This window comes from Thermococcus prieurii, assembly GCF_054657655.1.
In genome coordinates this window covers 411670-427370 of sequence record NZ_BAAHYH010000001.1, presented here as the reverse complement: position 1 = coordinate 427370, position 15701 = coordinate 411670, and the positions used below count along the sequence as shown (strand labels likewise).

Sequence of the window (15701 nt, the reverse complement as noted above, 5' to 3'; positions counted from 1 at the left end):
GGTGGTATCATGGAAGTACCCGGCTACGGAAAGATTGAGTTCAACGCCGTCCTCTTCGACCTGAACGGCACACTGGGGGTCGAGGGAAAGGTCTCCGACGACGTGAAGGAACTTCTTGCGAAACTCGCCGACCGCTACACGGTGGTCGTTCTCAGTGCAGACACTTTCGGAACCCTGGAGGAGGAGTTCAGAGGGTTGCCCGTTAGAATCGAGAGGGTCTCAAGCGGTGTCGAAAAAGCCGAGATTGCCGAAGGCTACGCACCCTACGCCGCCGTAGGAAACGGAAACAACGACGTTGCCATGCTTGAGAAGGCGGAGCTGGCCTTCTGCGTGATTGGGCGGGAAGGGGCGACCGTTGATGCACTCCTCGCGAGTGACATAGTCGTCACGGACGTTAGGGACGCGATAGAGATGCTCCTCAATGAGAAGAAGCTAATAGCGACGCTGAGGAGGTAGCATGAGGACTCTAAAAGGCGTCGGGACGGCCAGACTCGTTGTGAAGAAGTCTGTCTTCATCGGCTACGCCTCGCCAGTTAAAAACGAGGAGGAAGCCAAGGCATTTATCGCAAAAATTAAGGCCCACCACGGCGACGCTAACCACAACGTCTCTGCCTACGTCATAAACGACGGGCGGAACTTCGCGGTCCGCTACGATGACGACGGCGAGCCGAAGGGGAGCGCCGGAAAGCCCGTCCTAAAGGTCATCCAGAACAAAGGCCTGAGCAACGTGGTCGTAGTGGTCACGCGCTACTTCGGCGGGATAAAGCTCGGCTACGGCGGCCTGGTTAAGGCCTACAGCGAGGCCGCCAGCAGGGCCATAGAGAACGCGGGAATCGTTGAGGTCTACGAGACGGAGCGCTTTCGGGTTACCTTTCCCTACAGCCTGTTCCACACCGTTAGGGAAACCATCGAAAAAGCCGGCGCGAGGGTCGTCGGCGAGGACTACTCCGGGAGTGTCACCTTCACCGTCGAGACGAGAAAAGGGGACGCAGAAGGGCTGATGAGGCTCCTCGTTGAAAAAACGAGGGGAAAGGCAAGGGTAAGGAGGCTGTTCATGGGGACATTTAACGGGAAGCTCTAGAGATAAGTAGAAAACACGAAAGGCGTAACTCTGCCGTTTAGTAGGGGTCATCGAGAAGTACCCAAAACAACAAAGGGGAGCACGCTATACGCCCCCTCACAGCCAGGCGATTAGGAACAGCGCCAGACCGTACGCGACTACGAGCGCATAAACCCGCTTGCTCCACGATAGAACCTTACCCCCGTCGAAAAACCTGAGGGGAAGGAGGTTGCACAGTCCCATGAGCGTGTTGATGCCGTACACCGCCGCGATTTCCATGCTACTGTTGAAGAACGCCAGGGCGAAGAACACCGTTGCAAAGGCGAGGTTGGCGAGAGGACCCGCGAGGGCTATTTTCCCCACTTCCCCCACATCGTAATGGGGCTTCCAAGTTGTCCCATCCACCTTAGGGGCCACCTCAAAAACCCCCGGTGCAAAAAAGATTGCACTCCCTAGGGTTGCCAGATACAGGAGTATAGAAACCACGATTACAGTCGGGGAGAGCCGATACCTCCCAGCGTACCCAAACTTATTCCCAACGTACTTATGCCCCAGTTCGTAAAGAGCGAACGCCGTCAGAAGGGGTATTGCGTAGAACTCGGCACTTGAAAGGCTCGTCCACGACAGCATACCGAGAATCAAAAAGTAGGCAACAGTTAGATGTACCATCTCTACCATGTCCATGAAACCACCGAAGTACCATCGGCGTTAAGCACAAAAATTTTTCTCCTAAAGGGTCTGCTGAGACCAACCCTTACCATTCGAAGGCTCTCAAGGGGCCTCGAAGGGGAAATAAAGGAAGTCAAATTAGACGGTTTATCTCTTCCTCCATCCTTACCCTCTCTGCGAAAGCCCGAAGAAGCTCGTAGAGGGCTTTGGCGTTCTCCCGCGTGTAGGAGACCCTGGTTGGTTTGAACATGGGTGGTGCAAAGCTAACCGCGTCTTTTTCAAACACGAACTCGGCAGGATACTTTATCGGCGAGAACGTGAAAGAGTCAAAACATTCCAACACGACACGGGTTTTCTTAACCCTTTTCACACCCACAAGAATCACCTCCCGGCTTCTTGAAAAGAAAAGAAAACTTCACAGGGCGGGAACAGGGTCGGAAACCTCGCGGAGGGCGTTCATACCTTCAACGTGTCTCATATACTTCCAGTAAAGATATGCCAGTTTCTGAACGTTCTCGCGGGTGTACTTGAGAAGGAGCTGGCTCGAAAAGTTCTCGCTCGTAATTGTGAGTTTCAGGTACTTGGGTTCAAACTCGGCTTTTATTGTTACAGTTTCAGAAGGGCCATCAAGTTCAAGAAGGTAGCAATCAAACTCGTATCCAAAATTAAGGGCACGCACCATTCCGCACCACCAGAAACGCTACCTCCAGTCCCGAGGAGGCCCGGAAACGGCGAGAATAATAAAACAAGTTTAAATTTATAAATCTTTCGGTCCATGGAACCGTGCCTTCAAACCCCGTGAAGATGCAGCTTTCAAAAAGGTGTCCTCATAGTGTTCCTAGAACGTATTAACCCTTCGATTCATCGTTCAACATCCGCATCCAGGAAAAAGTTTAAAAGGTTCCGTCATGAGTAGACCGCGGGTTAGGGGCCGTAGGGTAGCTTGGCCCATCCTGCGGGCTTTGGGAGCCCGTGACCCGGGTTCAAATCCCGGCGGCCCCACCACACTCTTCACGATTCTACGTTCCAATCCCATCGGTAACATCTCGCGTGAGAAACTAACGCGGGTTACAATATTGGGGTCAGTATAGTCCCAGTGCAAGTGTTGCATGCAACGAAACGCGAAACACTTGAACGAAAGGGAGGCGTAGGTACCTGTATCACCCCCCAATCAAGATATTACCGTTTCAGGTGTTGCACAACTGTTTCATGGATGAAACAAACGCATCTACTTGTTGGTTTTTGTTTCGTTTTTCTGTTCCACGAGAGGATACGGTGTTATGATACCAGAACAAACGTCTGGAATTCGCACTTGGGAATGCAACAAAATAATAAAAATGAACCCCTACGGTGTTGCACAGACGCAACGATGCAACGTCCTGCACCGAACGTCTTGATGTTCTATGAGTTACCTTCAAAAACCCCAAACAATCGACCGTACTCAAAGCCGTTCAGCCGAAGTCTCTCTGTCTCCCAGTCCTCCGTTTTCTTGCCCTTCCATACACCGTACAGCTTGTAGTGGGCAAAGTTAAGCTCGCCGAGAACTACGGCGAGGGTATAGAGTGTATCCCTGAGGTCCTCCCAGCGCCCCTTAAGTGTCTTTCCAAAAACATCCTCCCACTCAAGCTTGAACGGTATCAGTCCAGAGCCGCTCAGGGCTTTCATCTCGGCGTAGGCCCTATCGTCCAGGGTAATGACAAGAACGTTCACGTCCTTCCTCTCGGCGTAGCTTCTGTAATCAAGGGCTATCCTTGTATCCCCCTCCTCATTTCCCCCACTGTCAACTAGTTCCGCACCACTTGACTTCAACTTCTGAAGCTCCACCAAGCCCAGCGTTGCAAACCTTGCCAGTGGGGTTGGCTGGTTGGAGAACACTCCCAAAGCGGTGTTGTAGCGTAGCTTTTTGTTCAGGTGTCTTCCGACTTCATCCATGACACCCTTGGCGTACAGGAAGTCGAAAATCAAGTTTCCGTTTCTGTAAAAGTCATTCTCAGTTAGAATCTTCGAGGGAACTCTGAAGTAGAGAGCGTTCGTATCAAAGCCCACGTAGAGGGGTCGTCCATCCTCAAGGAGAGAGAAAACTTTTTTCCTGAGCTCATTCCAGTTCCTGAACTTGGCCATTCCGCCGGCCACTATCGCCTCGCGGACCTTCGAGGGGTCACCGTGGACGGTATCATTGACATGAACCCTCTGGGAGACCTTGAGCTCCGTTTTTTCACCGAGCCTAACTTTTCCTATCGGAACGCTCCTCAACGAGACGTCGAACGAGGTTTTACCATCGAGGTAGAGGGAGTTAAGAACCCTCATGAGGGCTCTCCGGGTTGTGAAGTAGCTACCTGAGGACTCCTTTCCAAACCTCCTCGGTCTGAGAAAACCCTTATTCCCGGTGAGTTCTTTCGTTGTAAAGAGCTTTTGTTTCACCATTGGGACGTCAAAGAGAAGCCTCCCCGTGTAGCTTAAATCGTCTAGATGGAGGTATGTCACCTCGTCGGCGTTCTCTGACATGGCCGCGCTGAGGAGGAGGGCGCTCATGAACTTCCTGCCCGGGGTAATGTCCACAACAACCTCGTAACCCTTACTCTTCAGTGAGTCGATGAGGGAGCCTGCTTTTTCCCTGAACTCGGTGGGGTTCTCCTCGTTGAACCTCAAGTTCTCTCCAGCAACAACTTTTACGCTAGCCCCGTACGTCTTAGATAGTTCTGTGATTAGCTCCTTTGCTTTTTCTAACTGTTCCCTGACGTCATCGTTCCAGAGAAGGTACACCATATTCGGTAACCAGGAGTAAACCTCGGCGAGATACCAGAGTGGATTGATAACGGCCTCAACGCTCGTTCCAACCGTTGTTATGTAAGCCTTCATGCAATCACCCCGCTATCCAGCCGATTCCAAAACCGACCCAGAGACCAGATAAGAAAGCGGAGATGATTATGAACCACGAGTATGGAACCGTGAGACCAAGGGCCATGACCCTCGGAAGCCCCAGTAATCCATTGATTTTGTCCTTCAGTATATCCCAGAGGAACACGGCGTAGTACCAGACGGCCAGCAAGAGGGCCATTCCAAGGGCGAGTCTGTGGTGGCCGAGGACGCTCCACAGCTTGAAGAGGAGGAGCAACGAGACGGCATCCGCGAGAAGGAAAATCCCGCTCTCCCAGCGCTCGAAGTCTATGGAGCTCCTCCTCTCGTAGTGCAGTCTTGGAACCCTTAGGGCCTTCCAAGCCAGGACTATAAGGCCCACAAAACCGGCGAGGGTGACTAACATTGACAAGTTCGTGTAGCCCGAGTCGGAGAGAACCTCCACGATGACGGCCAGTAGGGAGAGCCCGAAAAGTGGGGCTATTACAGCCGTCATTACACCTGCAACAATCTCCACCGCGTTCATGCCTTCGTTTGAGAGCACTCTAATTAGATGGAAACCCAACCAGAATAACGTCAGGAACCCCACAAGAACTCCAAGGCTTGAATGGGGGACGCCGTGGTACTGAACGTAGAGAAGCCAGTCCGGCAGTTTGGAGTCCCACTGGTCGAGGATTGGCTTGAAGAGGGGAACCGCGACCGTAAACATTGCGGGGCCGACCGGCCAGCGGTTCTCCTTTGCAAAGAGGGTTCTTCCGGTTACGTTCTGGAAAGCGAAGGGCACCAGCGCTAAGGGTCCGAGGGCCATGAAGTAGAGGGCTATCATTATCGGGTCTCCCTCCGCCATCTCCTCCACAACAGCATTTTCAACGATTCCTGCCATGAGACCAACGACCATCCAGGCGATTGCACTCGAAGGGGGCACCAAGTAAGAGTTCACCAGTGCGAGCGGGACAGATAGCACGAAGAGAAGCGTCGCGAGCCTCTCACTGTTTCTCCTCATCAGGTATATGAACACTAGATAGAGGATATCCATCGGAATGGCGTAGAATACACCCTCTAAATCCGCGGCGAGGAAGCCTATCAGTATCGCCAGTCCGTAGGTTATGTCAATGGCGAAGTAAACGTAGTCCGTCCACGCGTAGAGCAGGAGGACCAGCCCGACGACAGCCGAGAACGGCAGGTCACTACCCGAGCTCATCACGGCACCAACGAAGGACAGGAAGGTGAAGCTCGCGAACAGGAGAACGAAAAACCCCACGGTTCTTCCGACTCTGTACCTGTCCAACCTTTCACCCCCTACTCTCTCAGGGGATTGAGGAAGCCAAAGCCGAGGCTGTTAAGAACCCCCAATCCGGCGTCCATGAGAAAGGCATAGAAGTCCCTATTGTTATCGTTTAGGTCCACTTCGAGCCTCTCCCAGTTCGAACCGGGAACGTCAAAGTGCTTGCCCCTAACGCTGACCCTGACGTAAACGTCAATCCATCCGTTCCGCCTCACCTTGGGAACCATCTTGCTGAAGAGGGGGCCCTTGAGCTCAAAATCTTCCCCTGTAAAAGCCCTGTACTTGCTGAGGGCGTTCTCTTTCAGCCGTTCCCTGAAGTACTCTACGTCCCCGTGCTCGTGAAAGGTGAAGTACCTTCCTGCCCCCTCGGGTGCCCTGACGACGACGGGTGAACCGGTTGCGAACGTGCCCCTTGGCCTCAACCTGAACTTCTTTAGTTTTTCGAGGGTCAGCGTGTACCGTCCCAGGACGACCTTTTCCACACCGCTCAGCCTCTCGTAGAGAACCTCTATAAAAGCCTCATCAGGGGAACTTATCAGAAGGTTTTTCGGCTTCTCCCTCCTGAAGTCACCCCCTGGGAACAGGTCCGAGAAGCAGAAGAACTTGAAGCCGGGCCTATCGTTGATGTCCTCGTACTCGGTTCCACGGAGGTGGTAGTAAATCATCGACTGGATTGAGTGCTTTCCAACGGCCCACCGGGGAAAGTTCCTTTCAGGCCTGAGCGTCAGGAGAAGCCTCATATCAACACCTCATTGCAATCCCTGAAAATTCAACCCAACGGGTTAATAAAAAACTTTTGCTCGGGAGGAACCCTCCTAATCGGCAACGCGTGTTACATCCCCGCAACGTTCGGACGCAACATGCATGCAACGGATTTGTCGTTATGAGTTTCCGGGGGCGGAAACCCCCTCAGTACATTCCAAAGTTCCAGTAATCTGAAGGGGCCGTTTTGCACAGTTCATCGACGCTGGGAACGTTGCTTATCATTTATAGGGTTAAGAAAGCCAAAGCCGAGGCTGTTGAGGACTCCCAAACCCGCGTCCATCAAGAAAGTGTAGAAGTCACGGTCCCCATTACGGGGCACCTCAAGATACTCCCAGTTGGTTCCCGGGACATCGAAGTACCTTCCACGAATGTTAACGCGAACGTAAACGTCGAACCAACCTTTCCGCCGTATCCTTGGAATCATTCTTGTGAACAAAGGACTGTCGAGCTGGAAGGGCTCACCAATAAAGGCAGAGTACTTCGCGACGGCGTTCTCGGTGAGCCTATCCACGAAGTAGGCGAGACTGTTAAAGTGGTGGAACGTGAAGAACCTTCCCTTTCCTTCGGGGGCGTTGAGGACGATGGGAGAACCCGTTATGAAGGCCCTCCTCAGCCTGAGTTTGAGCTTTTTAATGGACCTCAGGTTAAGGGAATGCCTTCCGAGGTAAATCCTCTCGTTTGGAAGGAGCTTCTCATACAGCGTCTCTATGAAACCATCATCGGGGGAGCTCACTATCAACCTCTTAACAACGCCCGGCTTGTACGGTCCGCTGGGAAACACGTCAGAGAAACAGAAGAACTTGAAGCCCCTTCCATCGTGCACCCTCTCGTAGGGCGTTCCTGTTAGGTGGGTGTATATCATCGCCTGAAACGCGTGCTTTCCAAAGGCCCAGTCCGGAAACTCTTCATCGGATTCGAGCTCGAGCAGGAGCCTCATGCTGGCACCAAGGTAGTTGTTGAGTTTGAACTCTTAAGGGTTTTGGTCAAGCCGTTCGGTGGAGCTTCACCACCCATGTGGGGAACGCCTAAAACCCATTAAACGTGATTTGAGACGATGAGCCTGCGGGGTTTGTTTGGTTGCTGGTTTGTAAGTCCGTTTTCCGGCTGAAAGCTCTTGAGTTTTTTGTTTTTTCAGTTGTGTTCATTGTGGATGGGTGGTTTTCGTGGGTTTTAGGGTGGAATGGAGAACTTACACGGCTTGCGGATGGTTGGATGAGGGTGGATTAGCCTTGAAGGGTTTTTTAGAGCCCTTAAACCGGATATTCAGTTTCTACAATTTCCCATGGTAATTTGATGTACGTGTTTGGAATCCGAGGTGTCTGGTGCTGGTTTCGGTTAGATGTAAGTATGTTAAGGCTTTTTTTGGGCTACGGGAGGTAGATGCGCTGGTTTTTTGGATAGGTATTGACGGAGGTCTTTGAGGGGCTTTTCTGGGGTTTGGGGGCCTTTCCGCGGAGTGCGGTGGGGTAAAAATGATGGGTAAGCAAGTGTAAACTGAAATGAATTGTTATATGGCTTTTAGACGTTTTTCCAAGAATTTTGATGGTTTTTTGCGGGTTACGGCCTCTCGGGATTGTCCGTTGGCATGTTTAGAACTAACGGTGGTAACGGACTGGCCTTGGTAGGGGTGTTTTTTAGGGGTTTTCCAGGCGAAAAGTTTATATAAGAATTCCTGATTAAGGCTTATTGTTGGAATGAAGGGAATTTCCGGACCGTTTCCGAACCTCTAGAAGAGTGGAAACTTACATTTCCAATATTCACATACGGTCCCTTCATGACACATGTTTCCGAACCTCTAGAAGAGTGGAAACCCGGATAATACCACACTCCACTTTTGTTTTCCATAATGGGCCAAGTTTCCGAACCTCTAGAAGAGTGGAAACTAATTTTGATCTCGCGTCCCAAAACATTTTCCTGAATCCAACACCAGAGCGTTTCCGAACCTCTAGAAGAGTGGAAACCCAAACCAAAACCAATTCTCCGGCTCATCCCAAATCACCGGCGTCGGGACGCTGAAGTTTCCGAACCTCTAGAAGAGTGGAAACCTGTACGCGGCAATGGCGTCCGGGAAGTAAACGTACGTTTCAACTGGATCGATACCGAGTTTCCGAACCTCTAGAAGAGTGGAAACCGTGTCGAGGAACGTGATTGTAACTCTCCTGCCAGAAATGCTGACGTGGACGCTCATGAGTTTCCGAACCTCTAGAAGAGTGGAAACACTGACCGCTTCTGAATTCGTTCCGGTGGGGAGGTTTTGTTTCAGAACCAGCGTAGCGGTAGAAGCGGTAGAAAAGCTTTCTTTGATGTTGAAAAGAAAAATTATAGTGTTCACGGTTTCTAAGAGCCTACCACCACGGCCTGAATGGTCGGTAGGTTTCCTCGCCGAGGACGTGCTTTCTGAGCTTCCTCGCCTCCATGTCGAGCATGGAGCGATAGCTCACGTTTCTCTTCAATCTCTTGTAGTACACGGTCGTCATGAGCGTGGCCGTTAGCTCGCTGAGCAGAAGCCTCTTGCCCTCCCTGCTCAGGTAAACGGCCTTTCCCTTCCTCGAGAAGTGTCCTTTCCTGAGCTTTCCCTCAGTGTAGAGCCTGTGAATCGTCGTGAAAACGTAGAGGGGCTTGAAGATGTCGGCTAAGTCCAGCGGGAGCGAGTGTCTTCTGTCGTTCACCGCGTGGAGGTATCCTATGGCCGGGTCGAGGCCGGCTTTTATGGCGGAGGAAAAAGCCAGTCCATAGGTCACGGCGTTGGCGTAGCTTATCAGCGCGTTAACTTCGTCCTCCGGGGGTCTTCTGGTTCTCCTGAAACCGTCTAAGCCTATGGCTTCCCCAAAGTAGCGATAAAAGTTGCTCCAGAGCTCGGCTTCCTTTCCCATAATCTCATCAACCGTTCCTCCCTCGATTTTAATGGAGTTGAGCTTCACCGCGTTGATGCCCCACCCGGCTAGAACGAATGCCATGACGTTTTGTATCCCTTCGACGATGGCTTTGGCCAAGAAAAGCCGCTTCTCAGGATTTAGGTGGTGTTCGGCCTGTGCCAGGTGAAGCTTTCCCCTCGGGGAGGCATCGTTTATCAGCGAGCCTCTGTAATCGCCCCTGGTTGTGTAGAAATGAACCGGAATCCTCCTCTCGCTAAGGAGCTCTATGGCTCCACTAGTCAGGGAAACGCGGGCTAGACAGTGGATTTCGCTCACTTGAGCCAGAGGGACCGGCCTTTTTACCAGCTGGCCGATAAAGACGAGGGCTCCCTTTTCCTTCTCGAGCCTTCCGTGCTGGGTTATGAACAGGGGCTTTTTCACGATGGCCACCCCCGTTAATCACGAGGTGAATGGAACCGTATGAAGGATTAAGTAACGAAATAGAGGGTGTTTTATGGGTGTTACCCTGCCTCAAACGCATCCCGAAGCTCCTCGAGGATGTCCTCGACCGTGAAGATGTCGAGGTTCACCTTCTTGAGTAGCTCTTCTGGCTCCTTGCCGTAGACGTTCTGCCTCAGGTACTCTGCCTGACAGTCCCGCCTTATCGCGGTCAGCGCCATCGCAACGCTAACCAGCGTTTTTCCACCGGTAAGGTCAAACGTCAGCTCCTCACTCTCACGCTTTATTATTTCATCAGTTAGGCTTCTTATCACTTCCCTGCACTTGTCCACGTCGTCGAAGTCATCCGCCACCGCGAGCTTAAACGTCACGTCATTTCCGGTTAGCCCCTCGATGGTTCCGTCGGTCCATTCAACGGTGATGCCTTTCCCTGTACACTCGGAGAGCTTTACGAGCAGTAGCCTGACCAGGTCCCTGAAGTCGTGGCCTTCGGGGCTTATTCCCCTCGAGGTCAGGTACGTTCTGACGTATTCCCTTTCGTCCTCATTCTTGAACCCGTACTTCATCTCAGAGCTGGAAACCAGAAGGTAAACGCGTTCGAGTCTTTCGAGGTGGTACTTCACCGCCACGAAGAGGGGGGTCACGTTGGGAGGCTTTCCTCCACCCCCCGCCAGGGAGGGGGAGTTCGTGAAAAGTTCGTTGCAGTTCGCTCCGGCCACGGAGCTGGGGCTCCAGCTCGGCCAGCTCAGGGCGAAGACGAGGTACTTGGTCTTCCTAAGGCCCTCCTCCTTCCTCTCCTCTGGAACGGCCACCCAGTACGTCAGGAGTAGTATTGAGAGCAGGTACGCGAGGTTCCAGCCGGCCCAGTAGGGGGAGCCCGACTCTATGGCGTCCGGCAGCCACTGGGTCAGAACCGCCGCTAGGAGAATGAAGACGAATATCCCGAACAGAGACTTTACGTTCCCTATTATCAGGTTTATGAAGTAGGCGTGGACGAAGGCTGAGAGGCTGACCCTTCTTTCGCCTTTCTTGAGCTTCCTCCAGAAGAGCAAAGAGGACAGCAGAAGGACGAGGACAACAGCCGCGAGCCTCCACGTGAAAGGTCTATCAGTAAACTGGAATGAAATCGGGATGAGTAAGAGGAGCGTCGCGAGGAGCACCTTCTTATCCATTCACCTCCCCCCGTATGCCCTTTCAAAGTATTTTTGCAGTTCGTTGGCAATATCCTCAAAGCTGAACACGCTTATCGGAATCTCCTCTACCATTCCAGCTATGGGGCATTTCTCCATGAGCTCCTCGGGGAGATTGATGTCATTGGACTTGAGCTTTTTCTTAGCTTCTTCAACGCCAACGGTACCCTGCGGGAGGGCCACGTAGCCGGCTCGGTAGTCACCTTTAATGGCCTCGAGAATTATGGCGGCGCTCACGACGGCGGTCCCTCCCGTTATATCAAAGAGAACCTTTGAACTGTTTTTGTCCTCAATTTTAGAAAACGCCCGGTTTATCCTTCTCTTTATCTCGTGAAGGTTGTTGGCCTTTCCTATCCTAACGAACCGCACGGTTAGCTTATTCTTTCCATTCTCATCATCGTTAGGTAAATCTATCTCAACGTCGTCGTCTTCAAGGTCATCCCATTTGATGTCCCAGTCAAATTCACCGCAGTTGAACATCTCTGATTTAAAACTAACCGTTAACTCCGCGTCAGTTCCGATGTAATTCGACCAATAGAACCTGCACGTCTCAATGACCTTCACGAGAGCCCTGATGTACTCCCTCCCCTCCTCGGTTTTCAGCCCGGGAAAACGCTTGGCACCGTTATAAACAGTATCCGTAACAAGGAAAACGACGGTACGTATTGTTGGGTGCCTTGCAAGGTGCGCCAGTAGGGGAACCACGATGTTCTTCGTCCCCTCGTTCCTGCAGAGCTTCTCACACACCCGGGGGTCTTTTTGCGGGTCAAGGTTCTCTGGCGTCCAGTTTGGGATACTCAGGGGGAACACAAGAACCTCGACATCGGAGCCCTTTCTCTTCGGGGGGCCATAAACCCACGCTGTGAAGAAAACCGATGAGAGGAAGTACAGCACAGATGCGAGGATAAACGGCACGTTGCCGTTCTCGAAACCATCCGGGAGCCAAGCCGTTAGTGTAACGGCGAAGAGAACGAAGATGTAGAGGCCGTAGATTGAGCGAAGGGCCTCACCCACAAAGTACCTGAGAAGGAAGAAGCGAAGGAAGTCGAGGAGCTTAGGCTCATCCCCTTTTTCATTATTCCCCCCTGTGGATTTCCCGCACAGGCCCCATCCCGCCTTCAACGCGAGGGCCACGGAGAGAAGAAACAGGATTGCGGTGACCTCAAGGAAGGGCATGTAGTCGCCCGAGTAAACGCTCTCGGCTCTTACAACTATAAGGGGAACCACCCCAAGGTTTAGGAGGAAGAAGACAACCCACTTCCTCTGGTCCTGGGACAGCCCGTTATTTGGCATGGTGAGCTTTTCCACAACTCGACCTTATTAACGTTATGCAGGAGTTCCTCATTTCACAATTCAAAACGAGCCAGTTCGAGGCCCCTTAATCCAAACCTCAATCTAAAGATTCCCTCTTAGAACAACCCCCAGCTATTATTCAGAAACTGTTTCCACTCTTCTAGAGGTTCGGAAACCCAGAGTCAGGAGCAGGGGTGGCTCCTCGGCGCGACGTTCCAGAGCGACCAACCAGATGCTCGTTTCCACTCTTCTAGAGGTTCGGAAACATGATATTACTCTCTTCATTGGTAACGCAATAAGCACTCGCATGTTCAAGTTTCCACTCTTCTAGAGGTTCGGAAACATACACGGGCCGCTCGTCTTCGCTGCAGCCCTCGTCGGGATAGAACCGCAGTTTCCACTCTTCTAGAGGTTCGGAAACCCGTACCCCGCCCCCTCAAAACTCTTCTCGAGGTGGTTGAAATGGCCTGCAGGTTTCCACTCTTCTAGAGGTTCGGAAACCGCCGTGAAAAACTATGGGGGTGATAGAGATGGACATCGGACAGATCGTGGTCGTTTCCACTCTTCTAGAGGTTCGGAAACGGAAATAAGATATTCAGCGGTGAGTTTACACCGTATAAGGAGGGTATAACCTTCCTTATGCCTTTCGTTTCCACTCTTCTAGAGGTTCGGAAACTCGTGGATAGAGACGACTGACCGATTCAGTGGCAAAGTAGTGGTCGGCACGTTTCCACTCTTCTAGAGGTTCGGAAACACAGTGTTGGGTGTGAGAAGAGTAGGTGGCCGCTGGTCAGCGAAGCGTTTCCACTCTTCTAGAGGTTCGGAAACGGTCTGGAAATTCCCTTCATTCCAACAATAAACCTTAGTTAGGAATTCTTATATAAATTTTTCGCCCGGAAAAGCTCCTAAAAAACAAAACCACACCACTCTCTCCCAAACCACCAACAACAGTAAAAAGGCAAAATAACCAACCAAAAAACCCGAAAAAGCCAACAGAAGAATCATAAGCAATAACCAGCCCAACCAAAAGACTACAAAACTTGAAACTAAAAACAAAGCCCCTTACAGAATTTTTAACCCACCGCAAAGGCCAGAAAACCCACCACCAGCTAAAAGAAACCCGTCAGAACCCCCGAAAACACCCAACTCAAAAACCAGCACACACCAACTTTTAAGCCTCAAATCAACCGTTACACCCTTCTTCAAGCATTCAAACGAATATCCTAACTCTTTTGCAAAACACGTACATGCTAACACTCTTATGTAACGTAAAAACTAAATATCCCGTTTAAGAGCTTTAAATGGCCCTCCAAGACTAATCCCCCCTTAGCTAACCATCCGCAAGCCACGTAAGCCCCCCATTCCACCTTAAAACCCACGAAAACCACCCACCCACAATGAACACAACTGAAAAAACAAAAACCTCCAAGGAGCATTAAACTAAAACCCAAACTTAAAACGTCCAACCGCCAACAGAAGCCAGCTCACCGGCTCAAATTACGTTATCAAATTCCTCCGCTGGTTTTCCCAGGTGGAAAGTTGTGAAGCATTTGTCGTCCGGGAGGGAGTAGAAGAGCACGCTGTCTTCCTCCTCCTTTATGACCCTTGACAGCTTCCTCTTCAGCTCCGCCATCTCGTTCCGTCCGAGCCATCCCTCGAAGACGCTCCTCTGTCTCCACTGAAGGTACTGTCTCAGCACGTCGTGCACCTTTTTAACGCGCTTCTCGTTCACGTCGTAGACGACGATGTAGTACCTCATGGTCACCACCAAGGGAAAAAGAAATCAGTAGAACCTCCCGTATCCCAGACTGGTCTTCGCCCCCACGCCATGATGTCTTAGGGCAAGGCGCAGGAGTTTCTCCGCGACGCCTCTTTCATCCCCTCCGACTGCGAAGACGAAGGGAACGCCTTTTCTCACGGTCAGGAAGAGAACCGGCACAGGACTGTGCCAGTCCCCGGGTGCTTCGCCCTTCTGGTAGTAGGGACCGTAGTGGGGGTTCATTATGTCGAACTCTATCGCGTCCCTAAGCTTGGCCCTGAGTTGGGGGATTAGCTTCTCCATTTCTAGAGGTGCCTTGACTGGGCTCGGCAGGGCGTCGAAGAAGATAGCCGAGCCTCCCTCCGTTGTTGTCCCGAAGATTCTCACTAGGCGCTCTGCAAGCTCGCGGGCGTTAACGACTGAGCCGGGTTTGGCCCCAACTCCGAGTGCATTCAGGAATTCCACGAGGTGCCTTGACGGGTTTATTAACTCCACAAGCTCAGGGAACTTTTTGATTTCTCCCGCGTTGAGCAGTCCCTGAACTTCCTTGGCCCTCTCGAAGAAGTCCCCCTTAAAACCATCGGCCCCGCCGAGGAGTTCCGTCATCATCTCCACTGCCCAGGCTTTGGTTACTCCCTTTAAGGCCGAGCCCGGTATGTAGGGAACGCCGTAGTTCCTCAGGAGCCTTATGCTTGTTTCATAGACGCTCTCGTCGCCGAGACCAACTACAAGCCTCGACTTTGTTTCGAGCACGAAGGTTTTTCCGGCCTTTGCCACGACCCTAAGGTAGGTGCCGAGGTAAACCGCGTAGTTCTCGATGACGTTCTCAAGGGACGGCTTGAAGTTGAGCCTCTTCAGCATGGACACCGTTGCCTTGTATGCTCCCTTTTCCCTCACGAAAGGTGCATACTTCTGGAGCAATAGGGACAGGTTGCTAACCGTCCCTATGGGGTTTCCAATCGTGGTTATGCTGTCCTTAGGCACCACGTATCTTGGTGGCTCACGGGACTTTTTGGGCTTTCCCCTGTGTCTTTTTGGATGTTTTCCTCTTCCACCCCCGTGCATTTCGCTCACCGCTGCTCCTTTTCCTTCTTCAGCATTGCATCGGCGAAGCGCTTGAGCCAGTTGAGGAGCGCTATCGTCTCGTCGGTCAGCCTTATCGCGCTCATCCCATCGTGTTCCATATAGTACCTGAGCGGGTCCTCGCCGTTGGTTACCCTCTTCGCCAGCCACTCCGCTATGTGCCTGTAAAGGTATGCGTACGCCATCTTGTCACCCTTTGGAAACCCTTTGGGGTTTATGGTTTTGTAGTCAACGTTTATCGGCTTGTCGAGCTTGGACAGGTAGAACGCGAGTGCCTGCCCGAGGCCGTTTGTGAGGATTAACACGGGAGCACTCTTAACGTAGGAAACGTAGCGCCCCTGTGTGTCCTCATCTTCTCTCCTGACTTCGCTGACTTTCTCGTAGGCGAACTTTGCCCTCTCCTGCTCCAGGGTTCTGAAGTCCATCC

General features: G+C 51.9%; 14 protein-coding genes, 1 tRNA gene, 1 pseudogene and 2 CRISPR repeat arrays. Of the genes and pseudogenes, 3 read left to right on the top strand and 13 right to left on the bottom strand.

Annotated features, from left to right (window positions below):
* Positions 1-9 precede the first annotated feature (9 nt).
* A complete protein-coding gene (locus ACYQ04_RS02425; protein WP_460127094.1) occupies positions 10-456 on the top strand; it encodes an HAD family hydrolase in 447 nt (148 codons plus the stop codon).
* A gap of 1 nt (position 457) precedes the next feature.
* A complete protein-coding gene (locus ACYQ04_RS02420) occupies positions 458-1081 on the top strand; it encodes a YigZ family protein (RefSeq protein ID WP_460127093.1) in 624 nt (207 codons plus the stop codon).
* 96 nt (positions 1082-1177) lie between these two features.
* On the opposite strand, the gene ACYQ04_RS02415 is transcribed toward ACYQ04_RS02420, so the two are convergent.
* From ACYQ04_RS02415 to ACYQ04_RS02405, 3 genes are all read right to left on the bottom strand, one after another.
* A complete protein-coding gene (locus ACYQ04_RS02415; protein WP_460127092.1) occupies positions 1178-1738 on the bottom strand; it encodes a zinc metalloprotease in 561 nt (186 codons plus the stop codon).
* 124 nt (positions 1739-1862) lie between these two features.
* A complete protein-coding gene (locus tag ACYQ04_RS02410; protein WP_460127091.1) occupies positions 1863-2105 on the bottom strand; it encodes a hypothetical protein in 243 nt (80 codons plus the stop codon).
* A 39-nt stretch (positions 2106-2144) separates the two neighbouring features.
* Positions 2145-2411, bottom strand: a complete 267-nt coding sequence (locus ACYQ04_RS02405) for a hypothetical protein (protein WP_460127090.1) — start codon at positions 2409-2411, stop codon at positions 2145-2147.
* Positions 2412-2656: 245 nt separating this feature from the next.
* Here ACYQ04_RS02405 and ACYQ04_RS02400 point away from each other — a divergent pair.
* A tRNA-Pro gene (locus tag ACYQ04_RS02400) sits at positions 2657-2734 on the top strand.
* A gap of 396 nt (positions 2735-3130) precedes the next feature.
* Here ACYQ04_RS02400 and ACYQ04_RS02395 read toward each other — a convergent pair.
* The 10 genes and pseudogenes from ACYQ04_RS02395 to cmr5 all read right to left on the bottom strand — a co-directional run bounded on the left by ACYQ04_RS02395 (position 3131) and on the right by cmr5 (position 15699).
* Positions 3131-4588 (bottom strand): hypothetical protein, encoded by a 1458-nt coding sequence (locus ACYQ04_RS02395; protein WP_460127089.1) that lies wholly within the window; start codon positions 4586-4588, stop codon positions 3131-3133.
* A 4-nt stretch (positions 4589-4592) separates the two neighbouring features.
* Positions 4593-5873 carry a hypothetical protein gene (locus ACYQ04_RS02390; protein ID WP_460127088.1) on the bottom strand — a complete coding sequence of 427 codons (1281 nt, stop codon included), beginning with the start codon at positions 5871-5873 and terminating at the stop codon, positions 4593-4595.
* 11 nt (positions 5874-5884) lie between these two features.
* Positions 5885-6610, bottom strand: coding sequence for a CRISPR-associated endoribonuclease Cas6 (gene cas6 / locus ACYQ04_RS02385; protein ID WP_460127087.1), 726 nt, complete (start codon positions 6608-6610; stop codon positions 5885-5887).
* A 218-nt stretch (positions 6611-6828) separates the two neighbouring features.
* Complete coding sequence (gene cas6 / locus ACYQ04_RS02380) at positions 6829-7572, bottom strand: CRISPR-associated endoribonuclease Cas6 (protein ID WP_460127086.1); 744 nt, start codon at positions 7570-7572, stop codon at positions 6829-6831.
* A 777-nt stretch (positions 7573-8349) separates the two neighbouring features.
* Positions 8350-8853: a CRISPR direct-repeat array (repeat unit 28 nt; unit sequence GTTTCCGAACCTCTAGAAGAGTGGAAAC).
* Positions 8854-8980: 127 nt separating this feature from the next.
* Positions 8981-9931 carry a CRISPR-associated endonuclease Cas1 gene (gene cas1 / locus ACYQ04_RS02375; protein WP_460127085.1) on the bottom strand — a complete coding sequence of 317 codons (951 nt, stop codon included), beginning with the start codon at positions 9929-9931 and terminating at the stop codon, positions 8981-8983.
* Between the two features lie 80 nt (positions 9932-10011).
* Positions 10012-11121: a hypothetical protein gene (locus tag ACYQ04_RS02370; RefSeq protein WP_460127084.1), complete on the bottom strand. Its 1110-nt coding sequence runs from the start codon at positions 11119-11121 to the stop codon at positions 10012-10014.
* Positions 11122-12432, bottom strand: a complete 1311-nt coding sequence (locus ACYQ04_RS02365; protein ID WP_460127083.1) for a hypothetical protein — start codon at positions 12430-12432, stop codon at positions 11122-11124.
* A gap of 148 nt (positions 12433-12580) precedes the next feature.
* Positions 12581-13260: direct repeats of the CRISPR family, unit length 28 nt; unit sequence GTTTCCACTCTTCTAGAGGTTCGGAAAC.
* 664 nt (positions 13261-13924) lie between these two features.
* Positions 13925-14191 carry a CRISPR-associated endonuclease Cas2 gene (gene cas2 / locus ACYQ04_RS02360; RefSeq protein WP_460127082.1) on the bottom strand — a complete coding sequence of 89 codons (267 nt, stop codon included), beginning with the start codon at positions 14189-14191 and terminating at the stop codon, positions 13925-13927.
* Between the two features lie 24 nt (positions 14192-14215).
* Positions 14216-14932, bottom strand: a pseudogene (cmr6, locus tag ACYQ04_RS02355) (type III-B CRISPR module RAMP protein Cmr6); the annotation flags it as partial.
* A 329-nt stretch (positions 14933-15261) separates the two neighbouring features.
* Positions 15262-15699 carry a type III-B CRISPR module-associated protein Cmr5 gene (gene cmr5, locus ACYQ04_RS02350; RefSeq protein WP_460127081.1) on the bottom strand — a complete coding sequence of 146 codons (438 nt, stop codon included), beginning with the start codon at positions 15697-15699 and terminating at the stop codon, positions 15262-15264.
* Positions 15700-15701 lie beyond the last annotated feature (2 nt).

Coding starts and splice junctions, on each gene's coding strand:
- ACYQ04_RS02425 (WP_460127094.1), top strand. CDS start 10: ATGGAAGTACCCGGCTACGGAAAGATTGAGTTCAACGCCGTCCTCTTC.
- ACYQ04_RS02420 (WP_460127093.1), top strand. CDS start 458: ATGAGGACTCTAAAAGGCGTCGGGACGGCCAGACTCGTTGTGAAGAAG.
- ACYQ04_RS02415 (WP_460127092.1), bottom strand. CDS start 1,738: ATGGTAGAGATGGTACATCTAACTGTTGCCTACTTTTTGATTCTCGGT.
- ACYQ04_RS02405 (WP_460127090.1), bottom strand. CDS start 2,411: ATGGTGCGTGCCCTTAATTTTGGATACGAGTTTGATTGCTACCTTCTT.
- ACYQ04_RS02395 (WP_460127089.1), bottom strand. CDS start 4,588: ATGAAGGCTTACATAACAACGGTTGGAACGAGCGTTGAGGCCGTTATC.
- cas6 (WP_460127087.1), bottom strand. CDS start 6,610: ATGAGGCTTCTCCTGACGCTCAGGCCTGAAAGGAACTTTCCCCGGTGG.
- cas6 (WP_460127086.1), bottom strand. CDS start 7,572: ATGAGGCTCCTGCTCGAGCTCGAATCCGATGAAGAGTTTCCGGACTGG.
- ACYQ04_RS02370 (WP_460127084.1), bottom strand. CDS start 11,121: ATGGATAAGAAGGTGCTCCTCGCGACGCTCCTCTTACTCATCCCGATT.
- ACYQ04_RS02365 (WP_460127083.1), bottom strand. CDS start 12,432: ATGCCAAATAACGGGCTGTCCCAGGACCAGAGGAAGTGGGTTGTCTTC.
- cas2 (WP_460127082.1), bottom strand. CDS start 14,191: ATGAGGTACTACATCGTCGTCTACGACGTGAACGAGAAGCGCGTTAAA.
- cmr5 (WP_460127081.1), bottom strand. CDS start 15,699: ATGGACTTCAGAACCCTGGAGCAGGAGAGGGCAAAGTTCGCCTACGAG.